Source organism: Leifsonia sp. YAF41 (genome assembly GCF_052113185.1).
In the GTDB taxonomy this organism is placed as follows: domain Bacteria; phylum Actinomycetota; class Actinomycetes; order Actinomycetales; family Microbacteriaceae; genus Cryobacterium.
Map to the genome: position 1 here is coordinate 63,869 of NZ_JBFRCS010000001.1, position 23,383 is coordinate 87,251.

The 23,383-nt window shown below is 64.2% G+C and carries 25 protein-coding genes; 4 read left to right on the top strand and 21 right to left on the bottom strand.

All coding sequences use genetic code 11. From position 1 onward, the window contains the following. The 4 genes from AB4Y63_RS00310 to AB4Y63_RS00325 form a co-directional block, all read right to left on the bottom strand. On the bottom strand, nt 1–873 hold the full coding sequence (locus AB4Y63_RS00310; RefSeq protein ID WP_441789029.1) for a flagellar motor switch protein FliM: 873 nt from the start codon (nt 871–873) through the stop codon (nt 1–3). A gap of 115 nt (nt 874–988) precedes the next feature. Beyond that, entirely contained in the window at nt 989–1,852 is an 864-nt protein-coding gene (locus AB4Y63_RS00315) for an OmpA/MotB family protein (RefSeq protein WP_441789030.1), read from the bottom strand. Then, nucleotides 1,849–2,652, bottom strand: a complete 804-nt coding sequence (locus AB4Y63_RS00320; protein WP_441789031.1) for a motility protein A — start codon at nt 2,650–2,652, stop codon at nt 1,849–1,851. The genes AB4Y63_RS00315 and AB4Y63_RS00320 overlap by 4 nt, the downstream gene beginning before the upstream one ends. Continuing rightward, nucleotides 2,652–2,924 (bottom strand): flagellar FlbD family protein, encoded by a 273-nt coding sequence (locus tag AB4Y63_RS00325; RefSeq protein ID WP_441789032.1) that lies wholly within the window; start codon nt 2,922–2,924, stop codon nt 2,652–2,654. Before AB4Y63_RS00325 ends, AB4Y63_RS00320 begins: the two co-directional genes overlap by 1 nt. Before the next feature lie 200 nt (nt 2,925–3,124). Here AB4Y63_RS00325 and AB4Y63_RS00330 point away from each other — a divergent pair, with 200 nt between their 5' ends. The 4 genes from AB4Y63_RS00330 to AB4Y63_RS00345 all read left to right on the top strand — a co-directional run bounded on the left by AB4Y63_RS00330 (nt 3,125) and on the right by AB4Y63_RS00345 (nt 7,894). Beyond that, nucleotides 3,125–4,429 (top strand): APC family permease, encoded by a 1,305-nt coding sequence (locus tag AB4Y63_RS00330; protein WP_441789033.1) that lies wholly within the window; start codon nt 3,125–3,127, stop codon nt 4,427–4,429. A 163-nt stretch (nt 4,430–4,592) separates the two neighbouring features. Further along, complete coding sequence (locus AB4Y63_RS00335) at nt 4,593–6,077, top strand: APC family permease (RefSeq protein ID WP_441789034.1); 1,485 nt, start codon at nt 4,593–4,595, stop codon at nt 6,075–6,077. Beyond that, the gene (locus AB4Y63_RS00340) at nt 6,074–6,520 is read left to right on the top strand and encodes a hypothetical protein (RefSeq protein ID WP_441789035.1); all 447 of its coding nucleotides are present in this window, start codon (nt 6,074–6,076) and stop codon (nt 6,518–6,520) included. The genes AB4Y63_RS00335 and AB4Y63_RS00340 overlap by 4 nt, the downstream gene beginning before the upstream one ends. Before the next feature lie 3 nt (nt 6,521–6,523). Beyond that, entirely contained in the window at nt 6,524–7,894 is a 1,371-nt protein-coding gene (locus tag AB4Y63_RS00345; protein ID WP_441789036.1) for a dipeptidase, read from the top strand. A 69-nt stretch (nt 7,895–7,963) separates the two neighbouring features. Here the strand turns inward: AB4Y63_RS00345 and flgF are convergent, their stop codons facing one another. The 17 genes from flgF to AB4Y63_RS00430 form a co-directional block, all read right to left on the bottom strand. Next, a complete protein-coding gene (gene flgF, locus AB4Y63_RS00350; RefSeq protein ID WP_441789037.1) occupies nt 7,964–9,142 on the bottom strand; it encodes a flagellar basal-body rod protein FlgF in 1,179 nt (392 codons plus the stop codon). A gap of 2 nt (nt 9,143–9,144) precedes the next feature. Further along, nucleotides 9,145–9,612, bottom strand: coding sequence for a flagellar hook capping FlgD N-terminal domain-containing protein (locus AB4Y63_RS00355; protein WP_441789038.1), 468 nt, complete (start codon nt 9,610–9,612; stop codon nt 9,145–9,147). Nucleotides 9,613–9,657: 45 nt separating this feature from the next. Continuing rightward, nucleotides 9,658–11,016 (bottom strand): flagellar hook-length control protein FliK, encoded by a 1,359-nt coding sequence (locus AB4Y63_RS00360; protein WP_441789039.1) that lies wholly within the window; start codon nt 11,014–11,016, stop codon nt 9,658–9,660. Beyond that, nucleotides 11,013–11,759, bottom strand: a complete 747-nt coding sequence (locus tag AB4Y63_RS00365; protein WP_441789040.1) for a C40 family peptidase — start codon at nt 11,757–11,759, stop codon at nt 11,013–11,015. The genes AB4Y63_RS00360 and AB4Y63_RS00365 overlap by 4 nt, the downstream gene beginning before the upstream one ends. Then, on the bottom strand, nt 11,759–12,184 hold the full coding sequence (locus AB4Y63_RS00370) for a flagellar FliJ family protein (protein ID WP_441789041.1): 426 nt from the start codon (nt 12,182–12,184) through the stop codon (nt 11,759–11,761). Before AB4Y63_RS00370 ends, AB4Y63_RS00365 begins: the two co-directional genes overlap by 1 nt. Beyond that, nucleotides 12,184–13,512 (bottom strand): FliI/YscN family ATPase, encoded by a 1,329-nt coding sequence (locus AB4Y63_RS00375; RefSeq protein ID WP_441789042.1) that lies wholly within the window; start codon nt 13,510–13,512, stop codon nt 12,184–12,186. Before AB4Y63_RS00375 ends, AB4Y63_RS00370 begins: the two co-directional genes overlap by 1 nt. Next, nucleotides 13,509–14,135 carry a FliH/SctL family protein gene (locus AB4Y63_RS00380; protein ID WP_441789324.1) on the bottom strand — a complete coding sequence of 209 codons (627 nt, stop codon included), beginning with the start codon at nt 14,133–14,135 and terminating at the stop codon, nt 13,509–13,511. Before AB4Y63_RS00380 ends, AB4Y63_RS00375 begins: the two co-directional genes overlap by 4 nt. Beyond that, nucleotides 14,119–15,135: a flagellar motor switch protein FliG gene (gene fliG, locus AB4Y63_RS00385; RefSeq protein ID WP_441789043.1), complete on the bottom strand. Its 1,017-nt coding sequence runs from the start codon at nt 15,133–15,135 to the stop codon at nt 14,119–14,121. Before fliG ends, AB4Y63_RS00380 begins: the two co-directional genes overlap by 17 nt. Then, nucleotides 15,132–16,715 (bottom strand): flagellar basal-body MS-ring/collar protein FliF, encoded by a 1,584-nt coding sequence (fliF, locus tag AB4Y63_RS00390; RefSeq protein WP_441789044.1) that lies wholly within the window; start codon nt 16,713–16,715, stop codon nt 15,132–15,134. The genes fliG and fliF overlap by 4 nt, the downstream gene beginning before the upstream one ends. After that, complete coding sequence (fliE, locus tag AB4Y63_RS00395; RefSeq protein ID WP_441789045.1) at nt 16,715–17,020, bottom strand: flagellar hook-basal body complex protein FliE; 306 nt, start codon at nt 17,018–17,020, stop codon at nt 16,715–16,717. The genes fliF and fliE overlap by 1 nt, the downstream gene beginning before the upstream one ends. Then, nucleotides 17,020–17,412 (bottom strand): flagellar basal body rod protein FlgC, encoded by a 393-nt coding sequence (locus AB4Y63_RS00400; protein ID WP_441789046.1) that lies wholly within the window; start codon nt 17,410–17,412, stop codon nt 17,020–17,022. Before AB4Y63_RS00400 ends, fliE begins: the two co-directional genes overlap by 1 nt. Next, complete coding sequence (gene flgB / locus AB4Y63_RS00405) at nt 17,412–17,753, bottom strand: flagellar basal body rod protein FlgB (protein ID WP_441789047.1); 342 nt, start codon at nt 17,751–17,753, stop codon at nt 17,412–17,414. The genes AB4Y63_RS00400 and flgB overlap by 1 nt, the downstream gene beginning before the upstream one ends. A gap of 129 nt (nt 17,754–17,882) precedes the next feature. After that, nucleotides 17,883–18,206, bottom strand: a complete 324-nt coding sequence (locus AB4Y63_RS00410; protein WP_441789048.1) for a hypothetical protein — start codon at nt 18,204–18,206, stop codon at nt 17,883–17,885. Next, nucleotides 18,199–18,645: a flagellar export chaperone FliS gene (fliS, locus tag AB4Y63_RS00415; RefSeq protein WP_441789049.1), complete on the bottom strand. Its 447-nt coding sequence runs from the start codon at nt 18,643–18,645 to the stop codon at nt 18,199–18,201. Before fliS ends, AB4Y63_RS00410 begins: the two co-directional genes overlap by 8 nt. 8 nt (nt 18,646–18,653) lie before the next feature. Then, a complete protein-coding gene (gene fliD / locus AB4Y63_RS00420; RefSeq protein WP_441789050.1) occupies nt 18,654–19,985 on the bottom strand; it encodes a flagellar filament capping protein FliD in 1,332 nt (443 codons plus the stop codon). Between the two features lie 181 nt (nt 19,986–20,166). Beyond that, nucleotides 20,167–21,009 carry a flagellin N-terminal helical domain-containing protein gene (locus tag AB4Y63_RS00425; RefSeq protein ID WP_441789051.1) on the bottom strand — a complete coding sequence of 281 codons (843 nt, stop codon included), beginning with the start codon at nt 21,007–21,009 and terminating at the stop codon, nt 20,167–20,169. 156 nt (nt 21,010–21,165) lie between these two features. Further along, nucleotides 21,166–23,367 (bottom strand): transglycosylase domain-containing protein, encoded by a 2,202-nt coding sequence (locus AB4Y63_RS00430; RefSeq protein WP_441789052.1) that lies wholly within the window; start codon nt 23,365–23,367, stop codon nt 21,166–21,168. Between the last annotated feature and the right edge of the window lie 16 nt (nt 23,368–23,383).

The following is a 23,383-nucleotide window of genomic DNA, read 5'->3' on the forward strand; positions in this document are numbered from 1 at the left end:
TTAGTTCTTCTCCTGGATATCAGTGATGACGCATGCGAGTCGGGTGCCCGTGGCTCCGACAGCGGCCCGCGCGAGTGAGTGTCCGTCGACGGCGATGTCGAGCGGCTTGTGGCTGGCATGACCGAGACTGATCAGATCGCCGACCGCGAGGGCCAGGATGTCTGCCGGGCGAATGCTCTTTTCCGGAAACTGCAGCGATACCTCGACGGGAACGTGAGAGACCTGGGCGAGCAGCAGTTCCGACGCATCGACGAGGGCAACGACCGGGTTCGCCGCGCCCAGCTGCCCCAGCAGAATATCGGCGGGAATGGCGAGCGTCGTCTTCGCCGCGCGTTCCCCGACCTGCACGGTAAAGCTGGCAACGATCATCAGTTCGGATGTCGCCGCAGCCTGAGCGAACTGGGAGTTGTGGTGGATGCTGTCAACGACGATGTCATTGGCGAGCAGCGGGCCGAATGAGTAGCGCAGATCGTCGATGGCGTCGGCCATGAGCTTCCGCAGCAGCGACTGCTCGATCTGGGTGAACTTACGTTCTGACTCGTCGTGCGCGCCGGTGCCGCCCAACATGTGACTGAACCAGGACAGCGCCGCCGTGGTGGGAAGCTGAAGCACTGCTTTCGACTCGTGGCCGTCAACGGCCAGCAGCACCATCGCGGTGGTCGCCGGAAGCGACGCGGCGTACTCGTCATAGGTGTGCATGAGCACGTACTCGAACGTGACCTGCGATCGCACGCGCACCTTGGCAGTGAGCTGGGTTCCCCACTGACGGGCAAAAGTCTCCAGCGCGAGTTCGAGAACCCGGGAGTGCTCTCTGGCGAGCGTGGTCGGACGCCGGAAGTCATAGACCTCCGCGGCCTTAGCCGTCGACGGCATTGGTGTCTTCACTTCGCTCCGGGTGGTCATCAGCGTTCACAATCGGCACGGATCGGAATTCGGTTAGAAAATCGCTGACCGATTGCCCAATCGTTTTTGGCTCGCTTCGCCGACGCTATTTCGTGGGCGCAGCAGCAGCAACTCCGGCGCCCGCCGCCGCTCCGATCGCCGCAGAGTCTTCCGCAGCGAGCAGACCAGGAATCAGTGCGCGCACGGCGTCGGGTTGTTTGGATAGCACGACCACATCGACGCGGCGATTGTGTGAGCTTTCTCCCTCGGCGCTCGGGCGAGCCGAGCCGAACCCGACGGCTGCTGCCCGACCCTGGGCGACCCCGCCCCGCTCGACGAAGTAGCGCACCACCTGAGTGGCACGTCCGCTGGAGAGTTCCCAGTCGGTGGGGTACACGCCGGAACTGCCGACCGGGTCGGCGTGGCCTTCGACCGAGACTTCGTTCGGGATTCCCGCCAGAACCGGGGCGATGGTGCCGAGAATCGCGAGCGCCTTGTCGGTCATCTCCACGCTGTTACCCGAGAAGAAGGTCTCAGCACCGATGAGTCCGACCGTCAATCCGCGCTCGGTGATCTGGAATTGCACGGCATCGGCCAGACCCTGGGCCTGCAAGCCGTTGTACATGCTGTCGCGAATCGCTTTGAGATCGGTGATCTCTTTCTTGGCCAGGTCGACATTGTTGTTTTGAATCGCCGCTTTGTACAGGTCGCCCTGTTTCCCGATGTCCTCGGGTTTCACGACAACGCCGGAAGCGGTGTCGACTGTCTCGCCGGCCTCCGTGCCGAATCCTGTTGCCAGCGAGGCCTGAAGCTTGTCGAACTTCTCAGAATCCACGGTGGAGATCGCATACAAGACGATGAACATGCACAGAAGTACGGTCACCATGTCCATGTAAGACGCCATCCAGCGCTCATCATTGTGAACTTCTTCGTGCCCGGTATCGCGGCGACGGCGACGGGAGGAACTCACGCTGCCTCGCTACGGGGCATGTCAACTTTCGCGGCCTTCTGCTTCGATTTGGAGGCCGGCTTCGGCACCATCGCGGCCAGACGTTCGCCGAGCAGTCGGGGCTGGCTGCCCGATTGAATTGCGAGCACGCCTTCCATGATCAATGTCATGCGTTCGGTCTCGAGCTCGGCGAGCCGTCCGAGCCGGTCCCCGATCGGGAGCCAGATGAAGTTGGCCGAGAGCAGACCCCACAGCGTCGCGACGAATGCCGCTGCGATCGACGGGCCGAGGGTGGCCGGCTTGTCGAGGTTTTCCAGAACGTGGGTCAGTGACACAACGGTACCGATGATGCCGACGGTGGGAGCGTATCCGCCGAGAGCCTTGAAGAACTTGGCCGACTGGCGATTCGACTTAGAAGTGGTGATCACTTCGTCTTCGAGCAGGAGCCGCAGCTCTTCGCCGTCGGTTCCGTCCGCGATGTTCTGAAGGGCATTCCGGAGGAACGGATCTTTGACGCCTGCCGCCTCTTGTTCCAGGGCAAGCAGACCGTTTTTGCGCGCGGTGTCGGCAAGGCCGACCATCTGGTCGATGACCTGCTTGGGCTTCTCCACTTTGCCTCGAAAGGCGTGCGGCAGCGCCTTCAACGCTGCCATGGTGTCCGCAAAGGTTGAACCGGCCAGACCGACGGCGATTGTGGCGCCGAAGACGAGCACCATCGGTGCGGGAAGAAGCAGCGACGAGACGTGCGCTCCCTCAATGGTGATCATGGCGTAGAGAGAGCCGAAGGCCACAAGGAGGCCGATAATTGTTGCGGGATCCATTAGCTTCTCCTCGGTTCCCTGGGCTCGTCGGCGGGAACCGCCTCGAGATGACGGATGCCCGTGTTCGACGGTTCAGGGGCCTGGCTGGCGAGGGCGATCACTCTGGCCCGGTAGCGGGCAATCTTGTCGATGACCTCTGACATAGATTCAGTCACGATGTAGGTCGACCCGTCGACGAGCACGAGCGTCGTATCGGGATTCTCGTGAATCCGCTCGATGAGGTCAGGATTGACCGCGAAGTGACTGTTGTTCAGCCGGGTGACTACGATCATTCTGTCCTCGAGTTAGCTAGCGATGTGATGACTTCGGATTCACTGTCGGCTGCTCGGCCCGATTCGTCAGGTGTGAGCGGCGAGAATGCCGACATCCGCTGGGTCGCCCCTCGTGAAGCCCCCATCGGCCCGTCGCTCGGCCGGTGATACTCTCACCGCAAGTCCGAGTGCGCGGGCGCACTGACCGTAGGGAGGTTGCAATGTCGACCGCGGTTCCGAAGCGGATGACTGTGCTTCAGTCAACGTTCATCGGCGTGGGCTCGATGGTCGGGGCGGGAATCTTTGCCTTGCTCGGAGCGGCCGGTGCCGTCGCCGGCTCGGCCGTCTGGCTGTCGTTCCTCATCGCCGGCGCCATCGCCGCCTTGCAGGGCTACTCATTCGCAAAGCTCGGTGCCACGTATCCCTCCGGCGGCGGCATGCTCGCGTATCTCGCCCGCGGGTTCGGTGAGGGGCACATCACGGGAATCGTCTCCTGGCTGTTCTACGTGACAGGGGCAATCGTTGCGGCGATGGTGGCATCGTCATTCGGCGGTTACGCCAGCGCCGTCGTCGCCGACGACAACCCGACTGTGGCCACTCTGTTCGCGGTCGCGCTCGTCGTCGTCATGACCGTGCTCAACGTGGTTGGTTCGACGGCGGTCGCCCGGGTACAGTCGGCGATTGTGAAGGTGGTTCTCGCCATCCTCGGCGTCTTCGCGATCGTCACCATCGCGAATTGGGACCCCACTCTCCTTGACCCGGCCGGCTACCCCGGCATCCGCGAGATCATCGCGAGCGTGGCGTTGACGTTCTTCGCCTTTCTCGGCTTCGGTGTCATCACTTTCACGGCGAAGGATCTCCCTGATCCGGCACGACAGTTGCCGCGCGCCATGTACCTGGCATTGTTGATCGCGACAACGGTGTACGTCGCGGTGTCGTTGGGCGTGTTCGGAACACTCACCGCCGACCAGGTCGTCGCCTATGGCGCCACGGCACTGGCCGAGGCGGCCAAGCCAACGCTGGGCCAGCTCGGCTATGTGCTGATGGTGATCACCGCATTGTTCTCCACGGCTGGCGCCGTCAACGCCAGCCTCTACCCGTCAACGGGGATGACCCAGCACCTCGCCCAGGTCGGTCAGTTCCCGCCGGTGTTCGGCACATCCGTCGGCCGGTGGAAGGCGCCGGTCGGCCTGCTGGTGATGGCCGGACTCACGGTGGTGATGGTGCTCGCGCTCGACCTGAACAGTATTGCGTCGCTCGGAAGCGCGGTCGCTCTGCTCATTTTCTCCGCCGTGACGACCGCGCATTTCAGAGTGCATCGAGAGACGGGGGCGAACCTTTTTGTGCTCATCATCGCCCTCGGGGCGACGCTCGGCACGTTCGTCGTGTTCTGCACCACCACGCTCGTGAACGAGCCCAAAACCACCGTCACCTTGCTCGTAATCCTTCTGCTGGCGCTGGGTGCCGACCTTTTCTGGAAGCGCACCCGAACCCATCGCGAGCGCGAGAGCCCGGCCTCCCGATGAGGTATCCGCGGCGACTGCTTCGATGCATAATCCTTGTATCAAGTGCAGTGATGCGGTTGGAGGCGGTCAACGTGATACACATCGTCGAGTCTCAGGCCAGGCAGTATCGCGTTCGAGATGCGATGATGTCGGCGCTCAACACACACTGCAAGGTGTGGCTGCCGTGAGCGGCATCGATCGGGCTCTGGCCAAGCCGAAAGCTCCCCCCGCCGTTCTGATCTCCTGGGTGGCCCTGGCCCTGATGACCACCAGCTCGGTGGCGAGCCTGCGGCCCGCCCCGACGATGGCTGTCTATGGACTGGCCGCGATCTTCCTCTATCTCGTTCCGGCGATCATCTTCCTCCTCCCGACCTCACTTGTCGCGGCAGAGTTGGCCTCCGGCTGGGAGGGTGGGGTGTACAAGTGGGTGGCGGCCGGCATCTCCAAGCCGATGGGCTTTCTGGCGGTGTGGTGCCAGTTCGCGATGACGATCTTCTACTACCCCACACTTCTGGGGTTCGTGGCGAGCACCCTGGCCTATGTCTTCAACCCGGCGCTGGCCAGCAGCGGCGTCTGGACCGCTCTCGTGATCGTGGTGTTCTACTGGTCCGGCGTCTACGTCTCGTCGCGGGGCACGAAGGGCGTGGCCGGCCTGGCCAGCGGCGGCCTCATCATCGGGACGCTGATCCCGGGCGCCTTGCTCGTCTTCCTCGGATCGGTGTTCCTGGCACAGGGAAACCCGTCGGCCGCGCCGATGACCGCCTCGAACCTGATCCCCCAGTGGGCGGGACTGGCGAGCCTCGTGCTGATCGTGAACAACTTCCTGTCCTACAGCGGCATGGAAATGAACGCGGTGCACGTGTCCTCGCTGAAGAACCCGGCAAAGGAATACCCCAAGTCGATGTTCCTGGCGATGGGGCTCGTGCTGCTCATCTTCATCCTTCCGGCACTGGCCATCTCGTGGATCGTCCCCGCCGAGGAGCTGTCCTTGACCGCCGGGGTCATGCAGGCGTTCGATGAGGTGCTCGCGCAATTCAACCTGCAGGCTCTGACGCCGATCATCGGGATCATGCTCGTCGCTGCCTCACTCGGCGGCATGCTGACCTGGCTGGCCGGCCCCTCTAAGGGTCTGCTCCTCATCTCGCGTGAGGAAGGCTACCTGCCCCCGTTCCTGCAGAAGCTCAACAAGAACGGGGTGCAACAGAACCTTCTCGTGATCCAGGGCCTTGTCACGACGGTGATTGCACTCGGATACGCCTTGATCCCGGATGTCTCGAGCGCGTATTGGATTTTCTCCGTGATCACCACACAGGTCTACCTGATCATGTACCTGCTGATGTTCGTGGCTGCGATCCGGTTGCGCCGAAACGACCCTGACCACCCGCGCGGCTACCGGGCACCGATGCTCATCGGTCTGGCCGGTGTGGGTTTCGCCGCTTCCCTGGCCGCCATCCTCGTCGGATTCATTCCGCCGTCGCAGTTCGGTGGCCAAAATCCCATCGTCTACTTCATCATCGTGGCGGGCGGGGCTCTCGGGCTCGGCCTCCTCGTGCCATTTATCTTCTACCGGCTTCGCAAGCCCTCCTGGAAGCAGCCAGAGCAACCCGAGCAGCCAGATCAGCCCGACCAGCCGGAGCAGCCCACCCAGCCGGAGGTGACCCAGCCATGAGCACCGTGCAGGAGTCGTCAACCAAACGGGGGCGATCGATCACCTACATCATCTCCGCGGTCCTGCTCATCGTTCTCGCGACGATCGGACTGTTCACCTTCCGTGCGGCGAATGAGACGGCACGGGCCGCAGAGAAGGCCGACCAGTTAATCGCAAACATCGAGGCGACCGGTGCAACGGCTCCGTCGCGAGACCAGATCATCCGGGTTTTCGGCGACGATGGCGGCGCGATGTGTGCCGACCCGAACAGCTCGTTGAGCCAGGCGTTGGCCCTCGGCCAGCTCACCAACGGGTCAGGGGGGCCAGGAACCCGCCCTGTGATCGCCGAGAGCCTCGCGGTGCAGGGGCAGCTGATGGTCATCGAGGTGTACTGCCCGGAGGAGCTCGCTGGTTTCCAGGAATTCGTCGATAGCCTGACGACCACCGATACCGGGGATCAGTAGCTCGTGGACTTGCGCTCCCGAATCGCCGAGTTGCTTCCGGCCGCGAAGGATGAACTCGCCGAGTTCGTTGCCATCAGGTCGGTTGCCGACCCGCGCCAGTTTCCGCCGGAAGAGTGCACACGAGCGGCGCAGTGGGTCATTGACAAGTTCACCGCTCTCGGTTTCGCCGACGCTCACCTCGAGCCGACACCGGACGGAAGCAGTGCCGTGGTCGCATCTCGGCCCGGCCCCGACCCGAAGGCCCCCACCGTTCTGCTCTATGCGCATTACGACGTGCAGCCGCCCCTCGACGACTCGGCGTGGCGCACGCCGCCCTTCACGCTGACCGAGGTGGACGGTCGCTGGTACGGACGGGGCGCAGCGGACTGCAAGGGAAACATCCTCGCGCACCTGCTCGCGCTGCGGGTGCTCGGTGACGAGGCTCTGCCGGTGAACCTCAAGCTCGTCGTCGAAGGGTCGGAGGAACAGGGCACCGGGGGGCTGGAGGCGTTCGTGGAGCAGCACTCCGAGCTGTTGCGGGCCGACACCATCCTGGTCTGCGACACCGGAAACGCCGCGGTCGGACATCCTGCCGCGACCGTCACGCTGCGCGGCCTGGTTAACGTGGTGGTGACCGTCGAAACGATGGCGTCCGAACTGCATTCCGGCATGTTCGGTGGCGCCGCACCAGATGCCCTCGCCGCGTTGGTTACCATGCTCGCGACCCTGCGCGACAGCCGGGGAAACACAACGATCGCAGGTTTGGACAACACCGAGACATGGACCGGCGAACCGTATCCGGCCGAGCAATTCCGGGCGGACGCGGGGGTCTTCGACGGGGTCGAGTTGCTCGGCGACGGCGCGGTTGCCGACATGCTCTGGGCCAGGCCGGCCATTACCATCCTCGGTATCGATTGCCCGTCGGTGGTGGGTTCGACGGCCGCGATCGTGCACCGTGCCGCCGCACGCCTGAACTTGAGGATCCCGCCCGGTATCGCCATCGCCGACGCCGAATCGGCGTTGACCGATCATCTGCATGCGGCGGCGCCGTGGGGCGCGCGCGTCACGGTCGAGACTGAGGGCACCGGCTCACCGTTCGAGGCGCCGACCGGAGGGCCGGCCTATCACGCACTGGCCGACGCGATGCGCGAGGCCTACGGACGACCGATGACGACTCTGGGTCAGGGCGGATCGATCCCGCTCTGCACGGTGTTCGCCGACACCTACCCCGACGCGGAGATCGTGCTGCTCGGGGTCGAGGAACCCCTCGCACTTATTCATGCGCCCAACGAGAGCGTTCATCCGAGCGAGATTCAGGCGCTGGCGCTCAGCCTCGCTTTGTTCCTCCAGCGTTACCCCGCCTCGGGCACCGACTCGGATTCGCCTGCCGCCTGAGAAACGTCGGGAACAGCTGTGGCCCCGGCGAATCGCCGGGGCCACAGCTGTTCGGAAGGACTCCCCCGCTTAGCGCTTGAGGTTCGTCAGCTCCTGCAGCACCTCGTCGGACGTGGTGATGATGCGGGCATTGGCCTGGAACCCACGCTGGGCGACGATCAGGTTCGTGAACTCCTGCGAGAGGTCGACGTTCGACATCTCGAGGTAGCCGCTGGCCAGCTTGCCGAAGCCGGGGCCGCCGGCGGCGCCGAGCACCGCATCGCCCGAGTTCGCGCTGGTGCGGTACGTCGAGCCGCCGGCTTTCTCCAGTCCGCCGGGGTTCGCGAAGGTGGCCATCGCGATCTGTGCGATGGAACGGGTTTCGCCGTTGCTGAACGTACCGAGCACGGTTCCGTCGCCGGAGATCGTGTATGCGGTCAGCGTGCCGGGCTTCTTGCCGTCTTGGCTATTGACCGCGATCGTGGTCAGTTTCGCAAAACCGGTGACCTTCGTGAGGTCCAATTGGACTCCGCCGAGGGTGATGAGACCGCCGACCGGCGCACTGAGGTTACCGGCGGCATCGAACGTGATCGGTGTCTTAGCGCCGGCGGCCGTGCCATCGCTGACATCCCAGCCAGCGGCGGTCTTGGTGAACGTCACATCCAGCTTCGTTTCGTTTCCGACGGCGTCGTAAACCGTGATCTCACGGCTCAAGACGGTTCCGGCGGCAACCTCGGCCGGAAGGTTTCCACCCAGTTCTGCCGTGGTCGTCGCCTTGCCGGGGATCGTGGTCTGCAACGGAAGGCTGATGTTACCGACGGCACCACCGACCGGGATCTTGCCATTGGCATCCGCCGTGCGACCCTGCACGAACGACCCATCGGCGGTGACGAGACGGCCCAGCTTGTCGAAATCGAAGGCGCCGTTGCGGGTATACAGCGTTTCGGTGCCCGATTGAACAAGGAAGAAGCCGTCGCCCGAGATCATCAGGTCGGTGCCCTTGCCGGTCGCCTGCGCAGAACCCTGCGCGAAGTTGGTCGAGATCGCGGCAACCTGCACACCGAGTCCGACCTGGGCGGGGTTGGTGCCACCGGCCTCAACCTGTGCGCCGGTGCCGTTCTTCACGACCTGCGAGAGGGTGTCCTGAAACTGCACGGCCGATGACTTGAAGCCGACAGTGTTGACGTTGGCGATGTTGTTGCCGGTGACGTCGAGCATGGTCTGGTGCGAGCGAAGTCCGGAAATGCCGGAGTAGAGCGAACGAAGCATGATTACCTTTCGGTTTCGACTTGCGTCGGTTGAGGGGTCGGAGGAGGCGTGGGGGTCGGAGTGGTGATGCCGGAAATCTTGTCGAGCGCCACGTCGACTCCACCGACTGTGACCTTCGGAACGCTGCCGAGGTAGGAGACCGCGGTGGCCGTGCCGGTGATCGTCTTGCCGTCGGCATCCGTGTAGCTCACCTCTTTGCCGATCAGATTCGCGGCGGCCGTGCGCATCTGCAACCCGAAATTCTCATCGGTGGTCTTGGTCATCAACGTCATCTGCTCCATCATCGCCAGCTGGGTGGTCTGGGCGATCATGGCGTTGGTGTCCATCGGCGAACTCGGGTCCTGGTTGCGCAGCTGGGTGACGAGCAGCTGCATGAAGACATCGCCATCGAGGGTCTGCTTCGGCGCGGCCGGCATGTTTCCGGCGTACATGCTCGAGCGTTGGGTGTTGTCGATTGCTTCTACAGGCATCTGGTTTCCTCTGCGTTGTGCACGCTCGTGCGCGGCGGGTATCGGTTAGGCGAGGACATCGAGCATCGATGTGGGGCCGCCGACCGGTCGGCGCGCGTGTTGCTCCGCCTCAAACTGTCGGCCGCGCGACGCTGGTTCGTTAGGCAACTGGCGCCCCGTCCCCCTATCACTGCCGGAGTCCGGCTGGTTCTTACCCGACAGGTCGAGCTGCGCGCCGAACCCGTTCGATGCCAGGTCCCGTCTCAGATCCGTGAGGATCTGTTTCAGCGCGTCGCGACTTTCGGCGCTCGGCGCGAACAGCTCGATTCGGATATGTTCGCCGGCAACATGCGCCCGCACCGTGACCGGCCCTAGATTGTCGGGCGTCACGGTGATCGTGAGCGTGTGCTCGCCGTCGGCGGCACCGACCAGGGCGAGCAACGGTTTGGCCACCTGTTCGGTCAGCGGAACCGGAGCGGCGTGAGCCGCGACAGGCACCGCGGAGACTGCGGGCGCCGAGGCGGTCGGAGCGCTTCCCGTCGGCGCCGCGATGGGCTGCACCGTCGAATCTGCAGATGTCGGTGGTGTCGATTCGACCCGGGGTGCGACGACCGCCCCGTCAGGGGTTCCCGCACCGGCGCCTGCACCGGAAGAGTCGGGGTTCGTCCCCGGCGCCGTCGTCGTGTCTGAGCCGCCCGCAGGAGCCTGACCGACCGGTGCTGTCGCAGACGGAGTGCCGACTGTACCGCCGACAGGGGCGGGCGACGCGATGGTGGTTGACCCGGTCAGATCGGCCGGCGCTTCGCCCGTACCGTCCGAGGATCCGATGGTCAGGAGTGAGTTCGCGGCAGAGGCGGAAGCAGAAGCTGCAGCCTGCGCTTTCGGTGCCGTCCGAACGCCGGCGGCACCGGCATCCGCGCTGACCGCCTGGGCCAGGCCTGCCTCAACTGCGCCCGCTGGGGTTGTCGCCAGGGCCGCGGTACCCGCCCCCACACCGGTTGGTCCGCCGGCAGCCACATCGGCGAGTGCCTGTGCGGCAGAACTCGTGGGCGCGGCGGCACCCGAAACTGCGGTGGAGGCCGGAGCGGGATCACCCGTCAACGACCCGCCCCCGAGAATGCCCTCGAGCAGCGCGGAAACGACCGAGCCGGAGACGGCCGACGCTCCCTGAAGCGGCAGGTCGCCACCCTGCGTTGTGTCGTCTGCCGTGCCGCCGCCCTGCGCACTGTCGTCGCCGTCGCGGGCTGTGGGATCCTGCGCCTGCGTGGGCTCCGGCGCACCACCGAGTGAATCGTTGATCGCGGTGTCGCGAAGCGCTGCAGCGAAGCCGTCGGCACCGGCGGCTGACCCCGACGACGCCGACGAGCTGGTGCGACCAGCCGGAGAGGGCGCAGGGGCAAGCGTCGTTGGAAGCGTCATTGTCATGCCTTGCTCCCCGCGAACATCGACATCTGTGCGGCTGCGATGAGGTCGGCGATGGAAGGCGAGGCGCTGGCCGTGCCGCCCATCGAGGTGATCAGGCTGTTCATCGTCTCCGGTGAGAGAGAAGACCGGGAGTCGCTCCCTGCGATCGACCGGCTGCCGGCCGAGGCTGTGCTCGGCGCAGCCGCGGGGGCGGCGGGAGCGGCCACTCGTCGAATCGTCTGAATGTCAGCGTCGGTCAGGTAGTTCTTCTGCAGTGACACCGTGCGGCCCTCGTAGGGGGCGTGAATAATCATTCCGTTGCCGGCATAGATCACGATGTGGTCGGCGTTGTGAGTGACGATCAGGTCACCGGGCTGCGCGTCGGCGAGCGAGCCGACCTCCGTGCCCATCGACTGCTGGGTGCTCACGACACGGGGGGCATCGATGCCGAGGTCGGCGAGCACGCGCTGCACGAGGCCGGAGCAATCCATTCCAGAGGCGTCCTCGCCTCCGAAGACATACGGAACACCGAGGTACTTCTTGGCCGCCTCGACGATCGCATCGCCGCTGACCCCCGTTCCGGTGCCCGTCGCGGTGGGGTTCGTGCCGGCACCGGTCGTTCGCTTCGTTCCGCCCGCGGCGCCCAACGCGGCATCGAAGGATGCGGCGTTGACGGCCCGGTCAGCCGATATCGATCGGCCGGTCAGCTCGAGCACACGATTCTCGATCTCCGCGATTCGAGATACAGCCTCAATCATCGCCATTAGGACGCTCCTTCTCTGCTTCGTGCCCTCGCGCCGGAGGCGATTTCATCGAGCGCGTTCTGTTCAGTGCGCAATTCGCCCACGGCAACGGCCAGGTTGTGCTTCTCTTCGAGACGTTCCAGGCCCTTCGATCTGGTGCGGGCAGCAGCGAAAGCCGCGCGCGCTTCGTCGGCTTCCTGACGCTGCACCCGGGCGACCGCTTCAAGCTCGGCCAGCATCGACCGGGACGACGCCCGCGCGGCGGCAACGGCGCGCAAGACCTCGACGCTTGCGGCTTCGTCATCGCCACCACCGAGCTTGCGGCGAATCTGAGCCTCACGCGCTGAGTTCTCTTCCAGACGCGAATTGGCCCGGGCAAGGGTCTGACCTGCCTCATCCTCTTCGAGGTGGCGCAGACGCAGAAGCCCGGCCAGTGAAAACGCCATCAGGAACCTCCCCAGTTCGACACAAGTCCGGCCAGACGACGCCAGGCTTCGTCGGCGGGTGTGAAATCGTTCATGGTTTGCCGAAGAAATGCCTCAATGGCGTCTTGGTGAGTCAGCGCCGCATCGACCAGTGGGTTGGTGCCCGGTCGGTACGCTCCGATATCGATCAGGTCCTGAGCGTTCTTTCGGGCGGCCATCACCGTGCGCAGCGCATTGGCGAGACTGGTCTGTTCCGATGCGATGACCTTGGATGCGACGCGCGACACCGAGCCCAGCGCGTCGACCGCCGGGTAGTGTCCGATCACCGCCAGCGCTCGGTCGAGAATGACGTGCCCGTCGAGGATCGAGCGTGCGGCATCCGCGATCGGCTCATTGTGATCGTCACCCTCGACCAGCACCGTGTAGATGCCGGTGATCGAGCCGTTTTCTGAGGTGCCGGCGCGTTCGAGAAGCTGGGCGAGTACCGAAAACGTCGACGGCGGATAGCCGCGCGTCGCTGGGGGCTCGCCGACCGAGAGTCCGATTTCTCGTTGTGCCATGGCCACGCGAGTAACCGAGTCCATCATCAACATGACGTCGGCGCCGTCGTCACGAAAGGATTCGGCGATGCGGGTTGCCACAAAGGCCGCTCGGAGGCGCATCAACGCGGGTTCGTCGGAGGTCGCGACAACCACGACGGACCGGGCAAGACCGTCCGGGCCGAGGTCGTCTTCGAGGAACTCCCGTACCTCGCGCCCACGCTCCCCCACCAAAGCGATCACTGACACTTCGGCGTCGGTGCCACGGGCAATCATCGAGAGCAGCGAGGACTTTCCGACCCCCGAGCCGGCGAAAAGCCCCATCCGCTGGCCGCGCCCGACCGTCGTGAGCGTGTCGAGCACACGCACGCCCAACTGCACCGGCGTGTCGATTCGACGCCGCAGCATAACCGACGGAGACTCGTTGCCGAGCGAGACGAAGCCGGCGACATCGAGGGGGCCGAGTCCATCGATCGGACGCCCGAGCCCGTCGAGCACCCGGCCGAAGAGCCCGGCTCCGGTAGGCACGAGGACCGGTTTTCCGGTCGATCGTACGGCGCAACCGGCGTAGATTCCATCGAGGCGTCCGAGCGGCATGCAGCGCACACCGTCCGCCGTCGTGGCGACGACCTCGGCGTCGACACGCGTCTCGTCACCGATCGTGACCAGATCACCGACGGCAGAGCGAAGACCCGCAACGTCCACACTCAATCCGAGCACGGCGGTGACGATTCCCACCCGCTCCGGTGCGGCGGCACGCACTGCATCACCGAACCGGACGGGATGCGGGCGGAATGCAGTCGTTGTCATCGGGCGCCCAGTTCCTGGCGGACCCGGGCGAGAGCGGTCGAGATGCGCGCATCGAGAAAGCCGACGGGGAGATCGACGATCGCATCGCCCTGAGCGAGGCTCGGGTCGGCACGGAATCGAGCGTCGCCGGCCAGGAGCCCGGCATCGTGGAGGAGGCCGGCGTCGTCGAGGAGCTCGTGGTCGCTCGGGTGAAGTCGAATGACGGTGGCTTCGGCGACGTCCGGGTGTTCGAGAGCGCGACGAAGCGCGGCTCGCGCCGAGGCCTCCCCCGACTGCAGTTCGGCGCCGAGGATAGCCTCGGCCAAGTCCAGTCCAGCCGCGGCGAGTGAATCCTCAACCGAGGTGATGACCGGTGCAAGTCGAGTGTTCAGTGCCTGGGTCGCCGCCGCCAGCACGCCCATCGCCTTCTGCAGACGCTCGGCCTGCTGCTCGCGTTCGGCCGCGACTCTGGCCTCGTGCTCCGCGACAGTCACGGCGAACGCGCGTTCCGCTGCGCGCAGGCCCTCCGCGTACCCGGCGGCGTGCCCCTGGTGGCGGGCCGCCGCTTGTTCTCGCTCCGCATCCGCATTGTGGATGGTCGGAAAGCGCACGGCGGTGAAGCCGGAACTACTCAACGAAGGCATCTTCGTCACTGCGGTGAATCGTAATCGTGCCGCTCTGCTCCAGCTCGCGGATGGAGCGCACGACATCGGCCCTGGCTTCCTCGATCTGGGAACGACGTGCCGGGCCCATGGCCTCGAGTTCATCGGCCAACAGCTCGCGGTTGCGCTCAGACAGGTTCTCCCTGATCTTCTGCTGCACCGCTTCGGCCGATCCCTTCATCGCGATGGCGAGCACGGCCATGTCGAAGCCGCGCAACACGTTCTGAACGTCGCGGGCCTCAAGCTTGACGATGTCGGCGAAGGTGAGCAGCCGCGAGCGAATCTCCTCGGCCAGCGCGGGATCGCGCGCGTCGAGGCCCTCGAGGAGGGCGCGTTCGGTGGCCACATCGGCGCGGTTGATGATGTCGACGAGCGGTTGGACACCGCCGACGACCTCCAGCGAGTTCTGGGGCGCAACGACTGCTGCTGCTCGCGACTTCAGGCTCGTGGCAACGATCGCCACGGCCTCTGGCGTTGCGCTGGTCATGGTGGCGATGCACTGCGCCACATCGGTGCGCAACTCGTCGGGCAAACCGGCCAGCACCGCAGACGCCTGCGCCGGGCGCAGGTGGGCGACCACGAGTGCAATGGTCTGCGCCATTTCACCGTCGAGCAGACTCCCGATCTGGCCGGGCTCCGCGCTGTCGAGAAATTCGAAAGCCTTGCCGGCCATGTTCGACGCTACCCGGCTCATCACGCCGGCGGCTCGCTCCGCACCGAACGAAAGCTCGAGCAGACCGGTGGCGAAATCGGTGCCTCCACGTGCGGCAAGGCGTCCATGGGACACGATGTCGTTGAACTCGGCGAGGGTGCTCTCGGCGACGTCGGGGTCGACCCGACGCAGGCGAACGATCTCGGCCGTGATGTCGGTTGCCTCAGCCTCGGTGAACTGGGCCATCACTGAGGCGGCAACGCTGCCTTCGAGGTTCATCAGGACGACGGCGACCTTCTGCGTGCCGGTCAGCACGGTGGACTCACTCATGCGCCGTGCCTCTCATCCATCAGACCGCGCAGGAGCGCAGCGGTCTTCTCAGGGTTCTGGCTGGCCATCTGCGAAATTGAGCGCCGGTTCAAGTCCATGCTGTTCGGCTCTGGCTCCGGCAACAGGATGGGAGGCGGCGTGGTCTCGATGGCGCGGTGTGGAATCTCGGGAAGAACTTCGGTCGCCGTGCCGAGACCGTCGAACTCGGCCAGCTCGATCGGCTTGCGCTGCTGCTTTGATCGGCGCATGAAGAGAATGAGCGCGATGATGACCGGGATGGCGATGGCCAGGGCAATGATTCCGGTGCGGATCAGCTCGGCGGTGCGATCGGCCGCGGCCGACTCTTCCGCCGCGACGAGGGCCTCCTTGGCCCCGGTCGCTGCTTCCGTGTTGAAGCCGACGGTCTGCACCGTGACGGCATCCCCCCGAGCCGGGTCGATTCCGGCCGCAGCAGTGACGAGGGCAATGACGTCGGCGTTGTTGACGCCCTTCGCCGCGGCTTCGTTGAGCGCCACTGACACGGTCTGGCGGGCGACGGCGCCGGCCGGAACCGTGCGCGTCTCCGACACCTTGTTCACCGCGTTGTCCCGCACAGTCTTCTCAGAGTTGTAGGTACCATCGCCGCCGGCACCACCGGGAACAGCAATGTTGTCGGGACCGAGCACGCCGGCAGTGGGGCCAGCACCGCCGGTGTACGTCTCGGTGTCGCGCTTCTCACTGAGCGGGGCGACATCCGGGGTCTGCGTGAACGTCTCGGTCAACACCTCAGCAGTTTCAGAACTGATCGTCGCCGACACGGCAACGGTTGAGTTCCCGGCCCCGACGATGCGATCGAGCATGGTCTGCACGGCCGATTGCACGCGACCCTCATACGCCGCGGTCTGCTTGTCTGACGACCCGGTTGCTCCGGTGCCGACGGCAGAAAGCACCGTGCCATTCGCGTCGATGACCGCGACATCGGTCGCTTTCATACCCTCGATCGACGCGCTCGTCAGGTGCACGATCGCAGTGACCTGATCGGTCGAGAGCGTCACCCCGTTCTGCGTCTCGACGAAAACGGATGCCGTCGGGTCTTGCTTGGTCGAGACAAAAACGGTTTCTTCGGGAATCGCCAGTTTGACCGAGGCGAGCTTCACGCCTTTCATCGCCCCGATCGTCGCGGCAAGCTCTCCTTCGAGCGCGCGCTTGTAGGTGACCGACTGCTGGAATTCGCTGGTGGTGACACCCATCTCATCGAGCAGCGCGTAGCCGCCCGTCGACGATGAGGGCATTCCGGCTGCCGCCGCAGTCAACCGTTGCGTGTAGACATCCGCTTCGGGAACCAGAATCGTCGAACCACCGTTGGTGAGTTCGAACTGCACCTTTTCGCTGCGCAACTGCTCGACGATGGTGTTGGCGTCAGCGGCGCTCAGCCCTGAAAAGAGTGGTGTGAGTTGCGGCTTCGTCGCCCAGGTTCCGAGCGCGATCGCGCCCAAGACCAAGACAGCGATTCCGATGATTGTCACGGTGCGCTGCGCTGCAGTGAACCCGCCGACGACCCCCTGTGCGCGCGAGAAAGCCGCGGAGAGTTTCTGTTGCACTAGGCCTGCATCCTCATGATCTCGTTGAAGGCGTCAACGCCCTTATTGCGCACGGCGGCGACCAGCTCAAGCGTCACCTGAGCCCGCGACGAGGCGAGGGTGGCGTTGTGAATGTCATCGAGGTTTCCGGTGACGGCCTGAATGGCCAACGTCTTCGACTCGGCCTGCAGCGCCTGTGCGCCGTCGATCGCGCCGGCGAGGGAGTTGGCAAAGCCGGAACCGTCGGTGGCACGCGGTTCGTTCACGAACGAGAGCGATCCGGTTCCGCTCACACCGCTCACGGCGGAGATGGCATCGATGGTCATTAGGAACGTCCGATCTGAAGTGCTGCTTCGTAGCTGGCTTTGGCCCGGTCGACCACTGCCGCATTGGCTTGGTAACCGCGCTGGGCAAGAATGAGCTGGCTCATCTGCGATCCCATGTCGATGTCGGGATAGCGCACGTACCCCTTGGCGTCGGCGAGGGGGTTCGTCGGCTCATACGCCAGACGCCCCTCCGGGTCGCCGTAGGCGGCGCCCTTCACGTAGACGCCGCTTGTTCCTTCGCCGGCCTGCACCGCGATGTAACGGGCCTGGAAGGCGGCGCCATCGGTTGAGGTTCCGGTGTTGATGTTGGCCAGATTGTCGGAAACCGCGTCGAGCCATTTGCGGTGCACGCTCAAGGCGCTTCCAGCGATCCCGATCGCATCAAAAGTCATCAGTTGCTCCGCATCGCCGTGCGCATTGACGTGAATTGCCCGTTGATCGCCTGTGAGGCGAACTGAAACCGCAGCACCGTGTCGACGTTGGAGAGCGTCTCGGTATCGAGGTTGACGTTGTTGCCGTTCAACTGCGTCGGTTCCAGCGACCGTGCGGTCGTGGCGGTGACGTGGCCGTCTCCCCGGCTCACCGACTGCGCGAGCGCATCTTCGAACTGCACTCGCTGAGCGTGGTAGTTCGGCGTATTGACGTTCGCGATGTTGTTGGCAATCGCGCGCTGACGCGCCGACAAACCGTCAAGAGCGCTGCCCAAAGCAACTGCGGTCACGGAATCGAACAATGTATACCCGTCTCAGGTAAGAAGTAACGCGGCCGATCCGTGGCCAAGAAGTGAGCGATCCGTGCTCACAGTTTGCTATCGGTTGATTTCGAGGATGCGTTAGGAAGACTTCCGAAAAGATCCAGCGAGTTACCCGGTGATGTCGAGGTAGACGGCCTGTGACTGGGGCGCGGGAACCTGGCGCAACGCGGCGAGCTGCTCTCCGACCGCTCGGCGTTCGCCCAGAAGTTCAGAGATCAGTTCACGCTGGCCGCCCAGGATGTCCCTGGCTCGGTCGACGAGGTCTCCCGGAATCGGACCGAGTCCCTGCGGCGGCGTCCACGCCGACGAAGTAGATTCAGCCGCCGCGCCTGACGCACCGAGTGCCGCTTCCCCCAAACTGGCTTCCAGCTCGTCGAGCAGGGCTACCCAGGCACCGTGGTCCGACTGCGAGTTCTGGGGGAATTCAGCCAACGCCGAGGTTTCCGGTGGCGAATTCTGGATGGGCCGAGACGGCAGGTGCAGTCGCCGGTGCCGGCAGCTGCATCGCGGCTTCATGCCAGGCAGTCCGCAGCGGCTCGAGTAGGGCGATGCTCTCGCGCGTCCGCTCGACATCGCGATCGACGTTGGCGCTGATCAGTGCGTTCGAGACGTAGTTGTAGACGGCCAGCAGCCCGTCGGCGCCATCCCAGGCGTCGACATCCAGCGACGAACTGAGTTCGGCGACGATGTCCTGAGCGTGAAGCAGGTTCTCGGTGGAGGCGGCCCAGTTCGACGCGAGTTGCGCGGCCTCGGCACGACCGAGGTCAAGCAGCAGCCGGTCATAGAGCATGGTGAGCAACCGCGCCGGTGAGGCCGTGAGAATCACGTCGCGGTTGTACTGGGAACGCTGCGCGTTGACCGTGTTGTTCATCCGCAGCATTAGTTGTTCAGGCTTGCGAGCTGCGACGAGATGTAGTTCTGCTGCGAGTTCAGCCGGCTCAGCTGTACCTCAAGCGAAGAATAGATTCGTTCCAGGCTTGACCGCCGCGAGGTCAGCCGCCGATCCCAGCTGTCGACCTGATTGCCCAGGATCTTGACCTCTGATTCCTGGCCGGTGATCTTGGTGCTCAGGGTGCCGTCGTACTTATCAGAGACGATCTTTCCCGCTGCGGCAACGCGCGCCGCAATTTCCTGCGCCGCGGCTTGAGTTGCCACGGGGTCCTTCAGCATCGCCGCTTTGAACTTGTCGGCGTCGAATTCGACGGTGCCCTTCTTCGTGATCACGATACCGAATTCCGAGGGCGACTTGCCGTTGACGGGCGCCGTGGCCGCCGAAATGATCTTCTGTTTCGCGTCACGCACCGTGCTGTCACCCGTGAACGGGCCCCCGGTGGTCGTTGTGCTTCCCGACGCATCGGTCTTCGTCGTGATCGCTGCCTTGGCGGCGATTTCAGCGAAGATTTCGCTCAGGGCTGCAACCAGCGCACCTGCGGCTTTGCTATTCGCCTCATCGTCACGGGTGATGCTGATTGTGACGGGATCGACGCTGACCCCAGACACGGTGACCGAGACGCCGGGCAGCACATCGGCGAACGTGTTCGTCTTCGACGTGATGATCTGGGCGGCGGGAGTTCCGGCCCAGATGGTGATCGACGCGTCGCTCGCCTTCTGAATCTCGGTCAGTGCCAGCTCGGGCGCCACGCTGGCTGTCGACACGCTGAACGCGCCGTCCTCGCCGACGGTCTTCGACGTGAACTGGATGCGGAAGCTTCCGCCACCCACCGAGACCTTCGTCGCGGTGACTCCGGAATCAGACTTGTTGACCGCCGAGACGACGTCATCGAGCGACGCTGAGTTGGCAGTGATCGTGTGCGCGACTCCGTCTTTGCCGGTGATCGTCAGAACGGGCGGCGTCTCCGGCCATTGCTGCATGATGCCGGTTACCGACTTCTGAGCCTGGGCGAGAGCGTTGACGGTGAGGTCGAGTTGGCCGGCGGCAACGCCGGGCGCCGCAGTCACTGACACCTTGGTCGAGCTGCTTGTCGCCGAGTTGAGGGAGAGCGAGTCAGGCTTCGCCATCTTCCCCGCAAGTTCGGAGAGCGACGCGACCTTGGCATTCAACGACTGCAACGCAGTGATGTAGGCCTGCGAGGTCGCAACCTTGTTCTTGAGGAGAGTCTGTGGAATCTGCTCGACCGCCATCAGCGAATTGATCAGCTCCGTGGTCTTCAGGCCGCTGATCAGTCCATCTACCGCAAGTGACGACGCCATCCGGGATTCTCCTCAGTTTCGTTCCGTGAGATCTGTCTTGTTCTGTGAACCATTGCCGCTCGAAGCACTCCGCGTCGATGCGAATGGCTGGTGGCGGTCGCGGCTGAAATCGAATTCATCCGCGGCCACCACCAGCCGTTGTCTTCCGCGCTCTCACACGGTCATGCGTGCTGCCTCAGATTTAGCGGAGGAGCTGCAGAACGCCCTGGTTGGACTGGTTCGCCTGCGCGAGCATGGCGGTACCGGCCTGTGACAGAACGTTCGCACGGGTGTACTTGACCATTTCTTCGGCCATGTCCGTGTCGCGGATGCGTGACTCAGCAGCCGACAGGTTCTCCTTGGAGACGTTGAGGCTCTTGATCGTCGACTCGAATCGGTTCTGGCTTGCACCAAGCTCCGAGCGAGCGGTCGAGACCGACTTGATCTGGGCGTCGAGCGTCTCGATTGTTCCACCGACACCGACGACAGCTGCCGCGCTCGCGAACCCGGTAGCCGTGAGGCCGGAAACCGTGGTGCCGATTGCAGCGACATCCGCCGTGGTTACGGCGACCTGGTCAGCAGTTGCGGAGGCGCCGGCGCCAACCTGGAACGTCAGCGTCTTCGCTGCGTCGAGCAGCTTGATGCCGTTGAAGTTCGTCGACTCGCTGATGCGGGTGAGTTCCTTGCCCAGGGCAGTGACCTCGGTTGCAATGGCGGCGCGCGAGTCAGCGTTGTTCGAGTCGCTACCGGCCTGAACAGCCAGGTCACGAACGCGCTGCAGGATGGAGTGAACCTCGGTCAGGGCGCCTTCAGCGGTCTGGATGACCGAGATGCCGTCCTGGGCGTTGCGAGCGGCGACCGTCAGGCCACCGACCTGCGAACGCAGACCTTCGGAGATTGCCAGACCTGCTGCGTCATCCGCTGCGCGGTTGATGCGGAAACCGCTGGACAGCTTCTCCAGCGACTTGCCCAGGTCGTTCTGCGTGTTTGACAGGTTGCGGTATGAGTTGTTCGCCGCAATGTTGGTGTTGATCTGCATGCCCATTGTAAATTCCTCCGTGAGTGGGTCAATGTGAAAACCGGCCCATCCATGGGCCTTCACATGCAACGATCGGCACCCCGGCGACATTCGTTAGTGGTGAGAGAAGAATTCTTTCGGTGAGCGACTTCCCCCCGATCTCGATCACTCGCGGAGGCGAATCTACCCGCCGTCCTTTTTCTCGGACGTGTCGGGGGCGCTCTGCGAGCTAACCGGAAAACTCTCGCCGCCATACTTTGCGTTTGCGACAGACATCACCATCGGCCACATACGGTGCCGGGCTGTCGCAGCTTGCCCGCTGTCGAAATAGGTTCGCCTTTGGTTCGCATCCCCTGACACACTGACAACGGCCGCGACCGTGGCGACCTTCGTGCTTGCGCCGCTCATCCAGGTGTCTTTGTTGCCGTCGGTCGTTCCGGTCTTGCCGATCAGCGGAACGCGCGGAGTGGTGTTCTGCCAGGACTGCTGGGCAGTACCGCTCGACATGACCGCCTGCAGTGCGTAGTCCATGTCGGCGACGACCGTCGGTGACACCGACTGGGTGCAGGTCGATTTCGGCACCGGTACATCTTCGCCGGTGGGTCCGACGATCTTGTCGATCGCGATCGGCGAGCAGGTGATGCCGTTGTTCGCGATGCCGGCGAACGCGACGGCGATGCTGAGTGGCGCGATCTCGTTGGTGCCGATCACCGCCGAGGCGTTCTGGTCGAGTGCTGCCCCGTCGGCTCGGTGCACATCGAACGACTCCGCCGTCTTGCGGATGCCGCAGAGGTCGAGCTTCTTCGCCATCCCGATGTACCCAGTGTTAATTGACTTGATCGTTGACTGCAGCGCCGTGTAGTTGGAGCCGGTCTCCGATGAGTCGTCGTTCTTCGGAGACCAGTGTTCGCTGTCATAGTTTTGCGGCCCCAGGCAACTGTCCTGGAACGTGCCCCAGTTGGCCTTCACGCGGGAGTCGACGCGTTCATTCAGCGAGTGACCCTCTTTCAGCCACTCCCCCAGGGTGAAGATTTTGTAGGTCGACCCCGGCTGGAATCCACTGGATCCGCCGTAGTCGAAGTCGGTGTTGTAGTTGATGCTGGTGTAGTCAGCCCCGGTCGAGAGCACCGCAGGGTCTTGGCTGTAGATCTTGTTCTGCGCCATGTCGAGCACACGCCCGGTTCCCACTTGAACGCTGGTCACGACGCCGCCGACGTCCCAACCCGGATAGGTCATCGGAACGTTGGCCCGCAGCGCGGCGACGGCCGCGCCCTGCAGGTCGAGGTCGAGAGTCGTGTAGACGTTGTAGCCGCCCCGCCGGAAATTCATCATGCGGGTGTCGGCGTCCTCGCCGAATGTCGGATCGTTCTGCAGAACATGTGCCACGTAGTCGCAGAAATACGCCTGGTCCCCGGCCGTCTGGCATCCGGTACTCGGCTCGTGAATTGACGGTTCGACCGGGGCGGCGACCGCCGCGGCGTACTCGGCGGGGGTGATCTTCGTGTACTTGAGCATCTGGCCGAGAATGTAGTTGCGTCGGGCGGCATTGGCGGCATAGCCGTTGGCTGCGCCATTGCTGGCGCTGTCGGGTTCGTCGAGTTGGAACTTGACCGGGTTGTTCACGATCGCGACCAGGCTTGCCGCTTGCGGCAACGTCAGGGCTGCGGCGCTCACACCGAAGTAGTAGTTGGCCGCTGCCTCAATGCCGTAGACAGTGCCGCCGAAGCCCGTGATGTTCAGATAGCCCTGCAAGATTTCGTCTTTGCTGAACTTCTTCTCCACCCCGATCGCCAGGCGCATCTCTTTGAGCTTGCGATCGGCGCTCGTCTCTGTGGCCGCGTTGTAGCAGTTGTCTCGCTGCTTCTCGTCGGACAGTGTCTCGCATTTCTGCACGAGCACATTCTTGACATACTGCTGAGTGATTGACGACCCGCCCTGGGTTTCGCCGCCGGACACGGTGCTCGCGATCGCCCGGAGCGTTCCCTGCATATCGATTCCGCCATGTTCGTAGAATCGGGGATCTTCTCCGGCAATTGCCGCATCCTTCGCGTACTGACTGATCTGAGCCGTCGTCACTTCAACCCTGTTCTGGTCGTAGAACGAGGCAAGGAGAACCGGAGTGCCGTCGTTCTGAGTGGCGTAGATGTTGCTCTTTTGTGAGAGCTGGCCGATCGCCAGGTAGTCGGGGAGGTTCTCAAAGTCATTGATGGTGTTTGCCGCCGCCACCCCGGTCAGCGCGAGCGGTGGTGCCACAGCGACAGCAACGAGAAGCGCGATGACCGCACTGAGCGCAAGCCCGCCCAGCAGCGCGCCGATGACCCCGAAAAAGCTGCGGCGCGGGGTGACCGCCGATGCGCGCGAGGGGCTGTCGACGATGGCGATCACCCCCAGGTTCAGGTTG